We start from the raw sequence: 16,432 nt of genomic DNA, 5'->3' as shown, positions 1-16,432 counted from the left end.
GTGTACGAATGGTTCGTGTACGAAGATATTACTCTGACGGCTGTCAGAATCAACCCCGACGACAATGTCCCCCGTCACCCGCACCCGCCGTGCCGATCTCAGGAGACCGCCATCGCCGAGCACCGTTCGCCGCAGACCCTGCAGAGGTCGACGCTGCACATGCTGCGCCGCGCCCTGCAGAGCTACACCGCCATCTGGCATGAAATCGTGGGCGACATCACGCCGCCGCAGTTCGCGGTTCTGCAGGTCGTCCGTGAGCGTCCCGGGATCGATCAGTCCCGGCTCGGCGAGACCACCGGAATCGACCCCGCGACCCTGGCCCCCCTGGTGCACCGCCTGGAGCAGCGAGGTCTGCTCGCCCGCGAGGTCGACCCGGGCAACCGCCGCCGCAAGCTGCTCTCGCTCACTGGCGAAGGTGTCGCCACCGTGACGCGGCTCCGTCCATTGGCCGACGAGGTCGACGAGACCGCCCTTCAGGGGCTGTCGAGTCCGGAGGGCGATGCGCTCCTGGAGGCCCTGCGGCACATCAGTGGCGCCGGCCGGGATGGCCGCCGAGGTCCGCGCCGGGCCTGACGGCGCCGACGTCCCAGGCGGACGGGATGTCGGCGCCGTCAGACCCGCTGCGGCACGTACTCGGTCCGTCCGCCACGCCCTGCCTGCGGGGAGCGGCACGGGTGGAGAGCGGGGGCGGCCGTGGGGCGGTGGCGGTGGTTACCGACTGCCCGTCACCGCGTGGGACTTCGCGTTCAGGAGATCACGGAACTGTTGTTCGGCAAGGGGGACGAGGAGGTTTCGGAGGCGCTGGAACGTCCGCGTCGAGCGGTGGGCCGGCCAGTCCTCCTCCAGGTAGATTGCGGGGAGCCCCGGATCGGCGCGCACGAGGCGGCTCCAGTCGTCGAGGACCAGAAGAAACTGTGCCAAAGCGTCGGCGAGGGGTGGCTCCGCGGCTTCCCAGCACGCCAGGAACTCGAGGTGGCCGGCGCGCACTGATTCCAGGTCCCAGGCTTCGCGCACCAGCCGCGCGGGACTGGCGGGCGGGGCCGGGGCGCCGTAGAACGCCTGTACGGGACTAAGGGCTTCCGGTGTGAGGAGGTCGCCGAGCAGTTCCTCTACGTCCACCTGTCCGGGGGCGATCCAGACATTGGGGTGGACGACGCCGAAGCCCGCCCAGGACAGCCGGACTTGGAGGTTGTAGCGCACGTTGCGCAGGGTCTCCGGGACGGGGCAGCTCAGGACGGTCCACATGTCCCCGGCGTGCTCGAACGGGGTCGGCGACAACGCCCGGTCCCGGCCCCGGCGCAGCACCGCCTGCGCCGCCTCGGTCGGGTGGAACAGGCTGGCACGTCCCTGCTTCTGACTGGTGAGAAGCCCGCGGCGAACCATGCGGTTCAGGGTCGCGCGCGTGGCCGTTTCGGATATCCCCAGCCGGCTCAGTACCGACAGGAACACATGCGTGGGAACCGGCTGCGCCTCCTCTCGTCGGCCGTCGCCGAACACGTAAAGGATCAGACCGAAGAAGCCCAGCAGCAGGTCCTGGGGCATAGCCGACCTGCTCTCCTTGTCCACCTCTCGCATGCGGCGATGCTACGCGAGCACCTCTTGAAGGTATGCAGAATTTAGAGTTGACGCGAATATATGCCTCATGTTTCGGTGGGTGCGTGGCGCAGAGCGCATCCGCCGGATGTGCCGGTCACCTGATCGAGAGGGACGTGACGATGGACGTACACGAGCAGGACAACCTTGGTGTCGAGGTGCGCTATCGGCCGGCGACTCCGCTGGAGGCCGCGGATCCGCCTCTGACCCCGTTCCAGCCCGGCACCACGGTGCTGCCCGAGGGGTCGGTGCACGCCGAGGGCGCCATGCCGCTGCCCTGCGACATCCGGCTTGACCGTGACGAGGCCATCACACTGCGCGACGGCACGGTGATCTACGGCGACATCTACCGGCCCACCGGCGACGAACAGGTCCCGGTGATCCTGATCTGGACCCCGTACAGCAAGGCCGGGGGCTGGTGGAATCACCACATGTACCCGACCAACTTCGGCGTGCCGGCCGGCAACCTGTCGGGCCTGCAGGCGTTCGAGGCGCTCGACCCCGCCTACTGGTGCAACCACGGCTACGCGATCGCCGTCGTCGACGTCCGCGGCACCGGCCACTCCGGCGGCGACATGGTGATCTGGGGCAAGGCCGGCGGGCGGGACGTGTACGACACCGTCGAGTGGCTCGCCGAGCAGGACTGGTGCACCGGCAAGGTCTCCATGGCCGGCAACTCCCAGCTGTCCATCATGCAGTGGTTCGGCGCCGCGGCACGCCCCCCGCACCTGGCGGCCATCGCCCCCTGGGAGGGCATGTTCGACATGTACCGCGACAACAGCGTGCGCGGCGGCATCCCCGACATGGACTTCCACAACCGCGACATCCTCGCGTTCCTCTACGGCCAGAACCGCTTCGAGGACGTCAAGGCCATGCTCGACGAGTACCCGCTGATCAACCGCTTCTGGGAGGACAAGCGCGCCCGGGTCGAGCGGATCGACGTGCCCGTCTACGTCGTCGCCAGCTGGACCAACTGCCTGCACACGCGCGGCACCATGGCGGCGTTCCAGTCGATCGCCTCGACGGACAAGTGGCTGCGCGTCAGTAACCAGCAGGAGTGGGTCGACATCGCCGACCCCGACAACATCGACGACCTGCGCCGCTTCTACGACCGCTACCTCAAGGACATCGACAACGGCTGGGAGGACACCCCCAGGGTCCGCCTCTCGGTGCTCGACCCGGGCCCGGACCGCACCGACGTGGTCGGCCGGCCGGAGAACGAGTGGCCCCTGGCGCGGCAGCAGTGGCGCACCCTCTACCTCGACGCGGCCGGCAACACCCTGTCCGAGAAGCTGCCGGAACAGGAATCCGTCGCCCGCTACCAGGGTGACGACCTCACCTCCTCCGTCACCTTCACGCTGCCCATCGACGAGGACACCGAGATCACCGGCCACCTCAACCTGCACCTGTGGGTGGAGGCGGAGGCCGCGGAGGACATGGACCTCTTCGCCGCCGTGTACAAGGTCGACGGCGAGGGCAAGCGGCTGTACCACTGGGAGGTGCCGGGCGAGGAGCTGCGAACCGCCCTCATGACCATGGGTCCGAACGGCAACCCGCCCGCGGGACTCTCCTACTCCGGCCCCAACGGCCGCCTGCGGGTTTCCCACCGCGCCCTGGACCCCGAGCGCTCCACCCCCTCCGTGCCCTTCCTGACCCACGCTGAGGAGCAGTTGCTCGCACCCGGCGAGTGCGTCCCCGTCGAGCTCGAGCTGTGGCCCACCTCCATGCTCGTCCGCGCAGGCGAGACCCTGGTCGTCGAGATCGCCGGCCACGCCGTCGGCGACCTCGCCGCTCCGCCCCTGCCCGGCGGCAACCTCGACATCCGCACCCGCAACAAGGGAGGCCACCTCATCCGTACGGGCGGCGGCTACGACTCCCACCTGCTCCTGCCCGTCGTCCCGCAGGCGGACTGACGCCGCTGACGGCACGTCACCGCACCGCGGTACGCGCATCGCCGACTCGCCCCGATGCCGCGTCCAAGCCCGTTGCTGCAGCGACGGCCGCCTGCAGGAGACGGAACCTGCCGAACGACGGTGACGACGCAGCGAGGTGTGTTGGCAGATCACCGGGCGACTTGCCTCGCACCGCCCCACGACACGGACCCACTGCTGTTCAGGTGGGTCCGTGTCGTGGCGTGCTCGGTCAGGACGCGATTCTGACGCTGGACGTCGAGGTCCCGTCGGCAGCCGACAGCATTGATCTGTCGTCCTGGTGGGGGTTGGTGGCACCCGCGGTTCTGGAGGTTCCCATCGGCCGCTCATACCGTCCAGCGGAAACTTCCTCGCTGGATATTGCGCCCCGCATTGACCCGACCCTCATCCTTGAAGCGGCCCTGGAGTACGGCGCCGACGTCCGGTTCAGGGCGAGGTCATCGCGATCGAGGACATGCCTTCGCGGCGGCCGGGTCCGCGATGGTAGTCCGTGTGCTGGTTCGGCTCCTGTCGCGGTCGGCTGCGGCAGCGGGTGTGGCCGGCACTCCGGAGACGACCCGGGTACACCCGGCGGCCACGGCCGGATTCGGCATTACCGACATCGCCGACCACATCGGCCTGCCGGCCCAGCCGCTCGTGGTCGGCCACGCCCCTACGGCGGCCTGACGGCACAGAACCTGCTGGGCCGTGACTTGGTCGCCGCCGCGGTCGCCATCGAGCAGTTCCTCGACCTGAACGAGCACGTGGGCGGTGTCGACGACGCCAAGCTCACACCGCGGCGCACTGTCGCCGACTTGACCGCGGTGCGCAATGTGTACCGCACCGGGCGGATGCTCGACGGCGGCGCGGGCCTCGTGACCATGCCCATCATCGACTACCGGGCGTATGCCGACCGCCTGCCCAGGTGGGAACAAGAGTTGGGTTCGCTCGATGGCCGGGACGCCCGGGCGCGGACACTCCCGGCGTGCAAACCGGTCACCTCACCCGGCTTGACGGTGAAGCTCAGGTGGTCGACCACGTCTTGTCCCCGTACCGCTTCGTCAGCTCGCGCGCTTCGGTCGTGAAGTGGGCCTTCCTCGCCTCGAACCGGCCGCGGACGCACCGCGACCCTGCGTTCGAAGCTACGAGGGTGGCCGGTCGAAACTCTGGGACCACGGGGGACACTTCGGTGTCCGAGTGGTACCGCGGTACCACTCGGACGGGCTCCGCCGACAGGGGATTGACGCCGGCGGGCCGGCCGACCGCGCCACATCCGGTCTGCGGGATCGGCCACGCCCGTGTACTGCGGCCGTGGCCGACGCCTACTGGTCGGTCGCGTCGGCCCGGGCCGCGGCGGACGCTTTGCGCTGATGGGCCAGGAGGCCGAAGAATCCGGCGGTGAAACCGCTGATGAGGCCGCTCAGGGCGTGATTGACGGCGTTGGCCGCCGGGCTGTCCGGCACGCCGACGAACGCGTAGTTGGCGAGTCCGCTCAACACCGCCCCGATGAGCCCGCCGAGGAGGCCGGGGATCAGCGCGGCGCGCACAGCGGACGGCGGTTTGGTGACGGGCACGGGTGTACTGGACGTGGTCATGGTCGACTGCTCCTTTCTGATGCGACTGCGATCGGATGGCACAGCACTTCGCCTACTGACTCGCCGGGCACACGACGAAGTTGGCGAAGCCGCCCGCTCCGCTGCTGTCGACCTGGGAGATCGCCTCGTTGGCCGCGTCGAGGGGGTGCCGGCGGTGTTCGGGCACCGACAGGTCCAGCGCGCGGACGGCGGCCAACTCGGACATGGCCTGCCCTCGCTGGGGGTGAACCACAGCGATCCGATGAGCGGCTGCTGCTGGTCCATCATGGAGTGGACGTAGACGGGTACCTCACCGGCGATCGCACCGATCTTGACCGCACGCCCGCCGCGGGCCAGGGACCGTAGTCCACCGAGGAGGGTGCTGTGCGGCGCCCCGGGGCCGAGGGCGTCGATGTACATGTCGACTCCGTGTCCGCCGTTGTCGCCCAGACCAGCGACACGGCGAAACCCGGTATGTGCCGGCTGTGCGACGTGCGCGGCGGCTCGCCGTCCTGGACGACGACCGGTCGGCCCTGCTCGATCGCCGCGGTGACCACGCTTCGGATCATGAGGACCTCTTTGTCCGGGGTGTCCGTGCTGTGTGCGGGGATGTCTGCGGTTCAGGATTCGACCGGGTTGGATTCCCGGTCGTAGGCGCCAAGACCGGGCCGGTAGGACTTCTCGTCGAGGAACTGCTCCAGCCCGGCCTGGCGGCCGCGCTCGCGGTCGAGGAACTGCGACTGCTCGAGCTTGGCGTAGAGGTAGTCGTCGGCCAGCTCCCAGGACATCAGCCGGGACTTGCGGAAACCGATCTTCGCGGCGCGCAGGACGACCGGGTTCTTATCCTTGAGGTCATTGGCCAGTTCGACCACCGCGTCCCGCAACTGGGCGCGTGGTACGGCGGTGTTGACCAGCCGCATCTTCTCTGCGGTCGTGCCGTCGAAGGTCCGGCCGGTCATGATGTAGTACAGGGCGTCGCGGCTGGGCACGGTCTCCGCCAGCGCGCGGCTGACGACACTGCCGGGCGGGATGCCCCAGTTGATCTCGGAGAGGCCGAAGACCGCGTCGTCCGCCGCGATCGCGAGGTCGCAGCTCACGAGCGGGACGAGCGCGCCGCCGAAGCACCAGCCGTTGACCATGGCGATCGTCGGCTTCGAGTAGTCCATGAGGTGCTTCCACTGCCATTCGGCGTTGACCCGGCGGACGTGGATCTGCACCGACGGATGTGCCTTGTCGACGTCCCGGAAGTACTCCTGCAGGTCCATCCCGGCCGAGAACGCTTCGCCCACTCCCGTGAGGACGACGACCTGGGCCTTGTCGTCGCCTTCCAGTTCGATCAGCGCGTTGCGCATGTCCTCGTTGAGGGACGGGCTCATGGCGTTGCGCTTGTCCGGCCGGTTGAGTGCCACCCAGGCGATTCCGTCGGAGATCTCCACGAGGACGTTCTCGTAGTCGTAGGTGGGTTCGGACATGTTCTGTCGCCTCCTGTTTATCAAGTAGCTTGATATAAGGATTAGCAAGCTACTTGATGTAAAGTCAATGGTTGTGGAGTCGGAAACGGAGCGTTCGCCTGCTCGGGTCACCTACCTCGTCAAGCAGGTCGAGCGAGGGGTTCGTTCGGTGCTGGATGAGACCGTGCGGGGATTCGGGCTGACCACGCCGCAGTACGCGGCCCTGAGCGTCCTCGCCCGGCGGGGCGGCCTCTCGTCGGCGCAGCTGGCGCGGCGCGCTTTCGTCACGCCGCAGGCCATGAACCAGATCGTCGCCCAGCTCGAAGCCGAAGCATTGATCACGCGGGCGCCCGACCCGACGAACGGGCGGATCCTGCGCGCTTCACTCACTCGGGAAGGGGAGCGCCGCCTCGCGGCCTGTGAGTCGGAGGTCGACCGTATCGAGGCCCGGATGCTGAATGTGCTGGACCCGGAATCGGTGGACCGGCTGCGCGAGGGGCTGCTGGCTTGCGCTGCTGCGCTTCGGGGCCTGTCCGAGTCGGCCGGCTCCGAGTAGCGGCTCAGTCGCCCCTGTGTGGGGGCGCTGCGCCTGCGTCCTGCCTGCCGGCGCTCAGGCGTTCTGGTCGTCGACTCGCGCGAGCACGAGGTCGATGTGCAGGTGGCGGTAAGGGACCGGCAGGCCGTAGCGCTGGGCGATGCCCGGATCGTCGCCCTGCTTCACCTCCTTGATCAGGCTCTGCTTGACCGCGAAGACGGCGTCGGAGTCCAGGTAGGGGCTGCCCTCGATGAACACGTGCGTCGTGACCGGCTCGTACCCGGGAGCTTCGGCGATGAAGTGGATGTGGGCGGGGCGATACGGGTGCCTGTCGGTGGCCTTCAGCAGTGCCCCGACGGGACCGTCGGTGGGGATCGGGTACGGGCTCGGGACGACTGTCCGGAAATGGAAGTCGCCGCCGGATCCAGTGGTGAACAGCCCGCGGCCGTTGCCGGAGGGCTGGGCGTCGGGCTGCTGTACGTCGTAGAAGCCGTTCATGTCGGCCTGCCAGACGTCGACGGCGGCGCCCGGCAGGGGTTTGCCGTCGGTGTCGAGGACCCGGCCGGTGACCAGGCACTGGTCCTTCGGATCGGCCTGGGAGATCAGGTTCCCGTGCCGGCGTGGCGGTGACTCGACCATGTGGAAGGGGCCGAGGACGGTGGCTTCGGTGGCATCCGGCAGTTCACTGTCGTTGAGGGTCTCGACCAGTGCGGAGACTCCGAGCACGTCGGAGAGCAGGACGAACTCCTGGCGCACGTCGGAGCACTTCTGCCCGGTGGTGGTGAGGAAGTCGATCGCCGTCTCCCACTCGGCGACCGTCGGCTTGAGTTCGTGGATCGCGGCGTGCAGGTGACGGGTCAGTACGTCGAGACAGTGGCGCAGACGCGCGTCGGGCGTCCGGGCGAAGCTGTCTACGACGGCCTCGGTGTGGGGCGCCGACGAAGGGCCCGCAACCATCGCGTTGCTGGTCATGGAGAGTCCTTTCGTTTGGCGACCATCGTTCCCGCCGCCGCAGGGCCCGCCGCCAGTGCCGTCCCGCTGGACGGCAAGCGAACGTGGTTCGCGTGCCGCGCCGGACGCCCGGGGGCGCTCCACCTCGGGTCATCCCTGCCGTCCCGGTCCCCGCGCAGCGCGCGGCCTATGCCGAATGCGGCCGTGCGGACCGCGGCCGCGAGCAGTGCCACATCCTGGTCGGCGGTGACCACTACGGAGACCGACGCCACGGTCGACGATTCCGGAGTCGAGATCGGTGCGGCGCAGGAGACCGCACCGACCGTGAGCTCCTGGTGGCAGTACGCGGTGCGATCCCGTCTGATCTGGGCGAGCACCGCGCGCAGCTCTCTCGGCGAGGTCACGGTGTGCGGGGTGTACCGGTCGAGCGGACCTGCGAGAACCCGTTCCTGCAGTTCCTGGTCGGCGTGGGCGAGTATCGCTTTGCCCACGCCACTGGCGTGCAGCGGCAGGCGCCCTCCGGCGCGCCCCACGGTGGGCGCGGCTCGCGGGCCGGAGATCTTCTCGACGATCAGTGCCTGGTCGCCGTCGAGGACCGCGAGTTGGACGTGCTGCTGGGTGGCTTCGTACAGGTTCTGCAGGAACGGCATCGCCACTTCGCGCAGCCCGGGGCCGCGCACAGATCGCGCGGCGATCTCCCAGAGCCGCAGCCCGATCCGGTAGTCGCCGCGTGGTGAGCGCTCAAGAATGCCCTCGCGCAGCAGGTCCTGGGCGAGGCGATGAGCCGTGGATGCCGGAAGGCCGGTTCGGCGGCGGAGTTCGGCCAGGGAGAGCTCGCTGCTGTCCCCGGCGAACGCCGCGAGGACCTGGACCACCTTGCTGGCCACCGTGCGCCCGGGCGTGGCGTGATTGCCGGCCATCTCCTACCCCTCGTTGGGAAATCAAGGAGCTTGATAACAAGCTGCTTGATGCAGAGTATGCCGTCCAGTGGGATGCATGGTGCTTCCCGCGGCCGAACATGCGGACACTTCGATCCACGCCAATGGGGCGCCAACGGAGCACAGGAGGCCGGTGGCATGACACGGGATGTGGATCGGCGGGTGCAGGTCGCCGTGATCGGCGGCGGTATCGGCGGGCTCGCCGCGGCGGCCTTCATGCGCCGCGCCGGTTTGTCCGTCGAGGTTTTCGAGCAGGCGTGTGAGCTGCGGGAGGTCGGAGCCGGCTTGGTCGTGGCCCCCAACGCGGCACGGCTGCTGCGTCGGCTCGACCCACCGACCACACTCGACGACGTCGGTGTCGCGCTGCGCCGCGGCTGGGAGTTCCGACGCTGGGCCGACGGCAGGGAGCTGTTCTCCCAGGAACTCGGCGAGACGTGCCGGCAGCTCTACGGCGAGCACACCTGGACACTGCACCGTGCCGACCTGCTCGAGATCCTGCGGTCGGCGCTGCCCGCGGACCTGATCCATCTCGGCCGGCGCTGTGTCGGGTTCACGCAGGACGACGACGGCGCCACCGCGGAGTTCGCCGACGGCTCGGCCGTCCGCGCCGACGTCGTCGTCGCAGCCGACGGGATTCATTCGATTCTTCGGGGACATGTCACGGCCCCGGCAGAGCCGCAGCAATCGGGGGTGTGCGCCTGGCGTGCAATGGTCGACGTGGACGCCGTTCCGGAGCTGGCCCGTCGGCCCGTGCAGACCTTGTGGCTGGGGCACGGCCGCCATTTCGTCCACTACCCGGTATCGGGTGGGCGGCTGGTGAACATCGTGGCGTTCAGTCCCGTGCAGGCGGGTGACGTGGAGTCGTGGTCCGCCGAAGGGCGGGTCGAGGATTTCGCCGCGGAGTTCGCCGGATGGGATCCCCGGCTGAAGTCGTTGATCGCGGCCGCCGAGCGGGTCGGACGGTGGTCGGTCCTCGACCGTGCTCCCCTGACGACCTGGGTCCGCGGCCGTCTGGTCCTGCTCGGGGACGCTGCCCACCCCATGCTGCCCTTCTTCGCCCAGGGCGCCGGCCAGGCCATCGAGGACGCCGCCGTGCTGGCCGCCTGCCTGGCCCACAGGACCATGGATCTGCCCTCGGCGCTGGCGGCCTACGAGCGCATACGCCTGCCCCGGGCGACGCGGGTGCAGGATGCCAGCCGGGGCAGGCTCGCCGACAACCACCTACCCGACGGTCCCGAACAGCGCGAACGCGACCGGGCTTTCGCCACTGAGGACCCCCTGGGGCACAACGACTGGCTGTACTCCTACGACGCCGAACAAGCCGTACCAGCGTCCCTGGCCTGAGAGTGGAGAAGTCCGCGTGAACCACTACCGCAGCAACGTTCGCGACACCGTGTTCGTCCTGCGCGAGCTCCTCGGCCGCGACACGCTCTTCGACGCCGAGCCCTTCGACGACCTCGATCCGGACCTCGCCAGGACCATGCTGACCGAGGCCGAACGCTTCGCCACCGAAGTCCTGGCTCCCTCCTTTCCCGACAGCAGCCGGGAACCCTTGCACTTCGACCCCGTATCCCACAGCGTCACCATGCCGGCCCCCTTTCGGGAGGCCTTCGCCGCCTACCTCAAGTCCGGATGGCTGGACCCCGAGCTGCCGGCCGACATCACCGGGCAGCACGTCCCACCGTCACTGCGCCTGGCCATCCTGGAAGTCATGCTGGGGGCCAATCCGTCGATCCCGATGGGGGCATACGTCGTTCCCCAGATCGTGCGGCTCCTCCACGAATTCGGCACCCCCGACCAGCAGCGCCTGGCCGAACTCATCGTGGACGGGCACTGGATGGTCACCATGGTGCTGACCGAGCCCGACGCCGGCTCCGATGTCGGCGCGGCGCGCACGTTTGCTCATCCGCAGCCCGACGGCAGCTGGCACCTGGAGGGCGTCAAACGCTTCATCACCTACGGAGACCACGACATCACCGACAACATCGTGCACGTCGTCCTGGCGCGGCCGATCGGAGTCGCAGGAGCGGGTGGGCCCGGTTCCAAGGGGCTGTCCCTGTTCGTGGTCCCCAAGTTCCACGTCGACCTCGACAGCGGTGCCCTCGGCAACCGCAACGGAGTCGTGGTGACCGGCCTTGAACACAAGATGGGACTCACCCCCAACCCGACGTGTGAGCTCACCTTCGGTGGTAACGCGCCGGCCGTCGGATGGCTGCTCGGCGACCGGCACGACGGCATCCGGCAGATGTTCGAGATCATCAAGGCGATCCGCATGCTGGTCGGCGTCAAATCCATGGCCACCCTGTCGAGCGGATACCTCAACGCCCGCGACTACGCGGCCGAGCGCATCCAGGGCCGATCGCTGTCCGGCGACGCGCCCCGGGACCCCGTCGCGATCATCGAACATCCCGACGTCCGCCGCTCTTTGATGACGCAGAAGGCCCACGCCGAAGGCATGCGGGCGCTGATCCTCTACGCCGGTTCCGTGCAGGACCGCCTCGTGATCTCCCAGTGGGCCGGGGCACCGGACAAGCTCGCCGACGCGACGCACCAGCTGCTCCTGCCCATCATCAAGGGCTACTGCTCGGAAACGGGCTGGCGGCTCCTTGGCCAGGAGTCGCTGCAGGTGCTGGGCGGCTCCGGCTACCTGCGGGACTATCCGCTGGAGCAGTACGTCCGCGACACCAAGGTCGACACCCTCTACGAGGGCACCACCGGGATCCAGGGGCTGGATCTGTTCAGCCGCAAGATCCTCCGCGACGAGGGCGCGACGCTGGACGCCCTCCTCGCCGAGGTCGCCGCGACCGCTTCGCCGCGTACGGGCGAGGGCGCCGAGCGCGACGAGTTCGCCGTCGAACGCGACCAACTCGGCCAGGCCCTGCAGGCGTTCCGCGTCCTCATCGGCCTTCTTGAGCGGCGTTGGGAGGACGAGGAACCGCACGGGCGGGCGCGCGCGGCACAGGACACCACCCGGCTCCTGCTCGCCGCGGGCGACCTGCTCTGCGGCTGGCTGCTCCTGCGCAGCGCCGAGACCGCCGCGAAGGCACTCGCCGTCGACGGCCTGACCGAGGCCGACGCCTTGTTCTACGCCGGCAAGGTCGCCACAGGCCGGTTCTTCGCCCGGACGGTGCTGCCCCGCATCTCCGCCGACCTCGTCACGGCCGGACACACCGACGACACCCTGCTCAACCTGCCCAACGCCGCTTTCTGACCACGACGCGGCCAACACAAGCCCAGCCCACAGACGCCCCCGTAAGGAGCCGACATGACCTCGACCGCTTCCCCGGCACAGACGACCAACGCGTACGACGCCCGCCTGCTCGTCGCCGGGAAATGGACGGACGCAGAGACCGGGCGGACCACGGTCGTGCCCTCACCGCTCGGCCAGCAGTACGAGGCCGAGGTCGCGGCAGCCTCGGTCGGCGACGCGATCCGGGCGGTCGAGGCCGCCCAGGACGCCGCGCAGACCTGGGGCAGTTGGGCACCCGCACGCCGCCGCGAGGTCCTGCACACCGCCGCAGGACTGCTCCTCGAACGCAGCGAAGAGATCTGCGCCGTGATGACCCGCGAGATGGGGGCCACCGCCCCCTGGGCCGGATTCAATGTCCACGTCGCCCACGGCATGCTGGTCGAAGCCGCGGCCCAGGCCTATGCCGCGGTCGGCGAGGTCATCCCCTCCGACGTCCCCGGCCTGACCGCGCTCGGCGTACGCCAGCCCGCCGGAGTCGTTGTGGGCATCGCCCCCTGGAACGCCCCGCTGATCCTCGGCGTCCGCGCACTCGCCATGCCCCTCGCTTACGGCAACACCGTCGTCCTCAAGGCCTCGGAACAAGCCCCCCGCACACAGGCGGCCATCGTCGCGGCCCTGCACGACGCGGGCATCCCGGCAGGTGCGATCAACCTGATCAGCAACGCGCCGGAGGACGCCGCCGAGATCGTCGAGACCCTCATCGCGCAACCGGCTGTCACCCGCGTCAACTTCACCGGCTCGACCCGCGTCGGCCGGATCATCGCCGAGCACGCCGCCCGCCACGTGACCCGCGCCGTACTCGAACTCGGCGGCAAGGCCCCCATGCTCGTACTCGCCGACGCCGACCTCGACGCCGCGGTAGACGCGGCCTGTTTCGGCTCGTTCATGAACCAGGGCCAGATCTGCATGTCGACAGAGCGGATCGTCGTCGACCGGAGCATCGCGGACGAGTTCTCCACCCGGCTGGCCGAGCGGGCCGCCGCCCTGGTGGTCGGCGCCCCGCAGGATCCAGGGACTCAGATCGGGCCGCTCGTCAACGCGGCCGCGGCCGAACGCGTCGGCGCGCTCGTCGAGGACGCCGTCGCCGCCGGGGCGCAGCGACTGGCCGGCGGACCCTGCGAGGGTCTGTACTTCCCCCCGACCGTGCTGCGCGGAGTCACCCGGGCCATGCGCATCTACTCGGAGGAATCCTTCGGACCCGTCGCTTCCATCGTCGAGGTCGACGGCACTGAGGAGGCCATCACGGTCGCCAACGACACCGAGTACGGACTGTCCGCCGCCGTATTCAGCCGGGACGCGACCACCGCCCTGCAGATCGCGCAGCAGATCCGGTCCGGAATCTGCCACGTCAACGGAGCCACCGTCCACGACGAACCCCAGATGCCCTTCGGGGGAGTGGGAGCCAGCGGATGGGGACGGTTCGGGTCCCGCGCCGCGCTCGAGGAGTTCACCGAACTGCGCTGGATCACCGTCCAGGCAGGCGCCCGCCACTACCCGATCTGACCCGTACGACGGCTTACCAAGGCGACCACCCAGGAGGAACACCCATGCCGGTGGATCCCACCAGAGTCCCCGGAATCCGGTACGGAGAACTCGTCGAACGGCGCGCGGCCCGCCAGCCCGACCAGCCCGCGATCCGGTTCGAGGGCACGACAATGACGTACCGGGAACTTCGCGGGCGGATCAACGGCTTCCACGCCGCACTACTGGACTGGGGCGTGCGCCCCGGCGACCGCGTGCTGTGCATGTCCGGCAACCGGCCCGAGATCCTGATCGCGCTCTTCGCCACCGCACGGTGCGGCGCGATCTTCGTCCCCGTCAACCCGGCAGCCCCGGCTGTTGAGATCGCCGGCCTGCTGCGGGACGCCACGCCGGCCGTCGCCCTTGCCGAGGACACGACGCGCGGCGTGCTCAAACAGGCGGTGGACCTGTCCGCCCAGAGCGAGGGTGTCCTGCCCGCACGGCTGCACTCCATCGACACCCCGCACCCCACGCCCGACACAGCACCCGACCCCCACCCGGTCGGTCCCGACGATCCGGCCCAGATCGTTTACACCTCGGGCACGACCGGCACGCCCAAAGGCGTCGTCCTCACCCACGGCGCCCTGTTCTGGAACCAGATCAACACGCTGCTCGGCCTCGACGTGTGCAGCAACGACGTGACGCTGGTCAATACCCCCATGTTCCACGTCGCCGGCCTCAACACCCTCGCCATCGCGACACTGCACAGAGGCGGCACGGTCGTCCTCCACCGCGGCTTCGACCCGGTGGCCTGCCTTCAAGCCGTGCGGGAACACCGCGTGACGACCATGTTCGCCGTACCCACGATGCTCGGTCTGCTGAGCCGCCACGAGACCTTCGGCACAGCCGACCTGTCCAGCCTGCGCTGGATGCTCGTCGGCGGGGCCGCACTCTCACCCGACACTGTCACCACCTGGTCGCGCCTGGGCGTCCCCCTGCTCGCCAGCTACGGACTTAGCGAGGCCGGGCCCTCGGTGTCATTCCGCACCCCGGCACAGGCCGCCACCAAGGCCACTTCCTCCGGCCCGCCCGGCCTTCTGACCGACCTCACCGTCGTCAGCCCGGACGGTGACGCGCTCGACACGGGGGAAATCGGTGAACTCGTCGTCCGAGGACCCCACTTGGCCAGGGGCTACTGGAACCGGCCACGTGCCACCGACGAGGTTTTCCGAAGTGACGGCCTGCACTCCGGAGACCGAGGTCTGATCGAGGCCGACGGGGCCGTCGTCATCACCGGCCGCCAGAAGGACGTGATCATCACCGGAGGGGAAAACGTCGACCCCGTTGAGGTCGAACACGCGGTAGCCGCCCACCCCGGGGTCGCCGAAGCCGTGGTGACCGGCGTCGACGACCCGCTATGGGGCGAATGCGTGGCCGTCGTCATCGTCCCCGCCGGCCCCAACCCGCCCACTCTCCCCGAGCTCCAGGAATTCCTCTCCTCCCGCCTCGCCCGCTACAAGATCCCCCGGCGGTTGCAGACCGCCGACGCGTTGCCGCGCACCTCCGTGGGCAAGATCCGCCGCCTCGACGTCCGGCAGATGCTGCATGACCAAACGACCGCCTCGCCGACGGGAACCCCATGAACGACAACCCCCCAGCCGACCACGAACAGTTCGTCTACAACGGACTGCCGTACCGCGTCGTGTTCGGCCCCGGCACCCGAGCCCAACTGCCCGAGGAGATCGAGAAGTTGGGCTGCCGCCGAGCACTGTTGATCGCCACACCGGGCATGGACGACGTGATCGACAGCGTACGAAGCCGACTCGGGCCGTACGACCGCGGTCTGTTCGACGGCGCCGCGATGCACACGCCGGTGGAGGTCACCGAGAAGGCGGTGGAGGCGGTCCGCAACCAGGTGGCCGACTGCACGGTGGCCGTGGGCGGCGGCTCCGCTGTCGGACTGGGCAAAGCCATCGCCCTGCGCACCGGGCTGCCGCAGATCGTGCTGCCCACCACCTACGCAGGCTCCGAGGTCACCCCGGTCATCGGAGAGACCCACGAAGGACGCAAGACCACCCAGCGCACCCTTGACGTGCTGCCGGAAACCGTGATCTACGACGTCGAACTCACCCTCGGACTACCGGCACGGGTGTCGGCGGCCAGCGGCGTGAACGCGATGGCCCACGCCGCCGAGGCACTGTGGAGCCCGGACCGCAATCCACTCACCTCGGCCCTGGCCCGGCAATCGCTGCAAGCCCTGTCACGGGCACTGCCGAAGATCCTCGCGGCGCCGGACGAGCTCGGCGCCCGTACTGACGCGCTCTACGGTGCCTGGCTGGCCGGAACTTGTCTCGCCACCGTGGGCATGGCTCTGCACCACAAGCTGTGCCACGTCCTGGGCGGCATGTTCGACCTCCCGCACGCCCTCACCCATGCCGTCGTCCTGCCACACGTCGTCGCCTTCAACGCCCCCGCGGCCCCGGCCGCCGTCAGCCGCATCGCCGACGCGCTCGACACCCGCGCTCCCGACGCCGCCTCGACTCTGTTGCACTTCACGGAAAGGCTCGGCCTCCCCACGTCATTGTGTGAGCTCGGCATGCCGGAAAACGGAATCGACGGCGTCACCGAGCAACTCCGCGACAGCCCCTACGCCAACCCCCGGCCTCTGGAGTTCGAGCCGCTGCGTACTCTCGTCACCGACATCTGGTCCGGCGCCGTCCCCCGAGCCTGGTGAGCCGGCGCGCTTCCCGGCGGCGGGCCGGTTCGGAG

At 69.4% G+C, this 16,432-nt stretch carries 16 protein-coding genes; 10 read left to right on the top strand and 6 right to left on the bottom strand.

What is annotated here, in order from left to right; all coding sequences use genetic code 11:
* Positions 1–15: 15 nt before the first annotated feature.
* Positions 16–573 (top strand): MarR family winged helix-turn-helix transcriptional regulator, encoded by a 558-nt coding sequence (locus AC5DRG_RS01540; RefSeq protein ID WP_491807490.1) that lies wholly within the window; start codon positions 16–18, stop codon positions 571–573.
* A 138-nt stretch (positions 574–711) separates the two neighbouring features.
* Here the strand turns inward: AC5DRG_RS01540 and AC5DRG_RS01535 are convergent, their stop codons facing one another.
* Positions 712–1,575: a PaaX family transcriptional regulator gene (locus AC5DRG_RS01535; protein WP_491807489.1), complete on the bottom strand. Its 864-nt coding sequence runs from the start codon at positions 1,573–1,575 to the stop codon at positions 712–714.
* A 140-nt stretch (positions 1,576–1,715) separates the two neighbouring features.
* On the opposite strand from AC5DRG_RS01535, the gene AC5DRG_RS01530 reads away from it, so the two are divergent.
* From AC5DRG_RS01530 to AC5DRG_RS01520, 3 genes are all read left to right on the top strand, one after another.
* A complete protein-coding gene (locus AC5DRG_RS01530) occupies positions 1,716–3,506 on the top strand; it encodes a CocE/NonD family hydrolase (RefSeq protein WP_491807488.1) in 1,791 nt (596 codons plus the stop codon).
* Between the two features lie 510 nt (positions 3,507–4,016).
* The gene (locus AC5DRG_RS01525; protein WP_491807486.1) at positions 4,017–4,190 is read left to right on the top strand and encodes a hypothetical protein; all 174 of its coding nucleotides are present in this window, start codon (positions 4,017–4,019) and stop codon (positions 4,188–4,190) included.
* 26 nt (positions 4,191–4,216) lie between these two features.
* Complete coding sequence (locus AC5DRG_RS01520) at positions 4,217–4,588, top strand: DUF6351 family protein (protein ID WP_491807485.1); 372 nt, start codon at positions 4,217–4,219, stop codon at positions 4,586–4,588.
* Positions 4,589–4,825: 237 nt separating this feature from the next.
* On the opposite strand, the gene AC5DRG_RS01515 is transcribed toward AC5DRG_RS01520, so the two are convergent.
* The 3 genes from AC5DRG_RS01515 to AC5DRG_RS01505 all read right to left on the bottom strand — a co-directional run bounded on the left by AC5DRG_RS01515 (position 4,826) and on the right by AC5DRG_RS01505 (position 6,549).
* Complete coding sequence (locus tag AC5DRG_RS01515; RefSeq protein ID WP_491807484.1) at positions 4,826–5,098, bottom strand: hypothetical protein; 273 nt, start codon at positions 5,096–5,098, stop codon at positions 4,826–4,828.
* Positions 5,099–5,150: 52 nt separating this feature from the next.
* Positions 5,151–5,303, bottom strand: a complete 153-nt coding sequence (locus AC5DRG_RS01510) for a hypothetical protein (RefSeq protein ID WP_491807483.1) — start codon at positions 5,301–5,303, stop codon at positions 5,151–5,153.
* Between the two features lie 394 nt (positions 5,304–5,697).
* Positions 5,698–6,549, bottom strand: coding sequence for a p-hydroxycinnamoyl CoA hydratase/lyase (locus tag AC5DRG_RS01505; RefSeq protein ID WP_491807482.1), 852 nt, complete (start codon positions 6,547–6,549; stop codon positions 5,698–5,700).
* A 73-nt stretch (positions 6,550–6,622) separates the two neighbouring features.
* Here AC5DRG_RS01505 and AC5DRG_RS01500 point away from each other — a divergent pair, with 73 nt between their 5' ends.
* A complete protein-coding gene (locus AC5DRG_RS01500; RefSeq protein WP_491807481.1) occupies positions 6,623–7,084 on the top strand; it encodes a MarR family winged helix-turn-helix transcriptional regulator in 462 nt (153 codons plus the stop codon).
* Between the two features lie 54 nt (positions 7,085–7,138).
* On the opposite strand, the gene AC5DRG_RS01495 is transcribed toward AC5DRG_RS01500, so the two are convergent.
* Positions 7,139–8,035: a dioxygenase family protein gene (locus tag AC5DRG_RS01495; RefSeq protein WP_491807480.1), complete on the bottom strand. Its 897-nt coding sequence runs from the start codon at positions 8,033–8,035 to the stop codon at positions 7,139–7,141.
* Positions 8,032–8,934: an IclR family transcriptional regulator gene (locus AC5DRG_RS01490; protein WP_491807479.1), complete on the bottom strand. Its 903-nt coding sequence runs from the start codon at positions 8,932–8,934 to the stop codon at positions 8,032–8,034. The genes AC5DRG_RS01495 and AC5DRG_RS01490 overlap by 4 nt, the downstream gene beginning before the upstream one ends.
* A 156-nt stretch (positions 8,935–9,090) precedes the next feature.
* On the opposite strand from AC5DRG_RS01490, the gene AC5DRG_RS01485 reads away from it, so the two are divergent.
* The 5 genes from AC5DRG_RS01485 to AC5DRG_RS01465 are packed head-to-tail and all read left to right on the top strand — an operon-like array spanning position 9,091 to position 16,397.
* Positions 9,091–10,296: an FAD-dependent monooxygenase gene (locus AC5DRG_RS01485; protein ID WP_491807478.1), complete on the top strand. Its 1,206-nt coding sequence runs from the start codon at positions 9,091–9,093 to the stop codon at positions 10,294–10,296.
* Positions 10,297–10,312: 16 nt separating this feature from the next.
* Complete coding sequence (locus tag AC5DRG_RS01480) at positions 10,313–12,163, top strand: acyl-CoA dehydrogenase (RefSeq protein ID WP_491807477.1); 1,851 nt, start codon at positions 10,313–10,315, stop codon at positions 12,161–12,163.
* 54 nt (positions 12,164–12,217) lie between these two features.
* Positions 12,218–13,705: an aldehyde dehydrogenase gene (locus AC5DRG_RS01475; RefSeq protein WP_491807476.1), complete on the top strand. Its 1,488-nt coding sequence runs from the start codon at positions 12,218–12,220 to the stop codon at positions 13,703–13,705.
* A gap of 50 nt (positions 13,706–13,755) precedes the next feature.
* Positions 13,756–15,306 (top strand): class I adenylate-forming enzyme family protein, encoded by a 1,551-nt coding sequence (locus AC5DRG_RS01470; protein WP_491807475.1) that lies wholly within the window; start codon positions 13,756–13,758, stop codon positions 15,304–15,306.
* On the top strand, positions 15,303–16,397 hold the full coding sequence (locus tag AC5DRG_RS01465; RefSeq protein WP_491807474.1) for a maleylacetate reductase: 1,095 nt from the start codon (positions 15,303–15,305) through the stop codon (positions 16,395–16,397). Before AC5DRG_RS01470 ends, AC5DRG_RS01465 begins: the two co-directional genes overlap by 4 nt.
* Positions 16,398–16,432 lie beyond the last annotated feature (35 nt).

The organism is Streptomyces sp. JLBG701 (genome assembly GCF_058544905.1).
The sequence above is the reverse complement of the archived record's forward strand: the minus strand, read 5'-3'. Positions and strand labels throughout refer to the sequence as shown.

What these genes read in the sequence shown, in the direction of transcription:
- AC5DRG_RS01535 (WP_491807489.1), bottom strand. Translation starts at nt 1,575, where the DNA reads ATGCGAGAGGTGGACAAGGAGAGCAGGTCGGCTATGCCCCAGGACCTG.
- AC5DRG_RS01530 (WP_491807488.1), top strand. Translation starts at nt 1,716, where the DNA reads ATGGACGTACACGAGCAGGACAACCTTGGTGTCGAGGTGCGCTATCGG.
- AC5DRG_RS01515 (WP_491807484.1), bottom strand. Translation starts at nt 5,098, where the DNA reads ATGACCACGTCCAGTACACCCGTGCCCGTCACCAAACCGCCGTCCGCT.
- AC5DRG_RS01510 (WP_491807483.1), bottom strand. Translation starts at nt 5,303, where the DNA reads ATGTCCGAGTTGGCCGCCGTCCGCGCGCTGGACCTGTCGGTGCCCGAA.
- AC5DRG_RS01505 (WP_491807482.1), bottom strand. Translation starts at nt 6,549, where the DNA reads ATGTCCGAACCCACCTACGACTACGAGAACGTCCTCGTGGAGATCTCC.
- AC5DRG_RS01495 (WP_491807480.1), bottom strand. Translation starts at nt 8,035, where the DNA reads ATGACCAGCAACGCGATGGTTGCGGGCCCTTCGTCGGCGCCCCACACC.
- AC5DRG_RS01490 (WP_491807479.1), bottom strand. Translation starts at nt 8,934, where the DNA reads ATGGCCGGCAATCACGCCACGCCCGGGCGCACGGTGGCCAGCAAGGTG.
- AC5DRG_RS01485 (WP_491807478.1), top strand. Translation starts at nt 9,091, where the DNA reads ATGACACGGGATGTGGATCGGCGGGTGCAGGTCGCCGTGATCGGCGGC.
- AC5DRG_RS01475 (WP_491807476.1), top strand. Translation starts at nt 12,218, where the DNA reads ATGACCTCGACCGCTTCCCCGGCACAGACGACCAACGCGTACGACGCC.
- AC5DRG_RS01465 (WP_491807474.1), top strand. Translation starts at nt 15,303, where the DNA reads ATGAACGACAACCCCCCAGCCGACCACGAACAGTTCGTCTACAACGGA.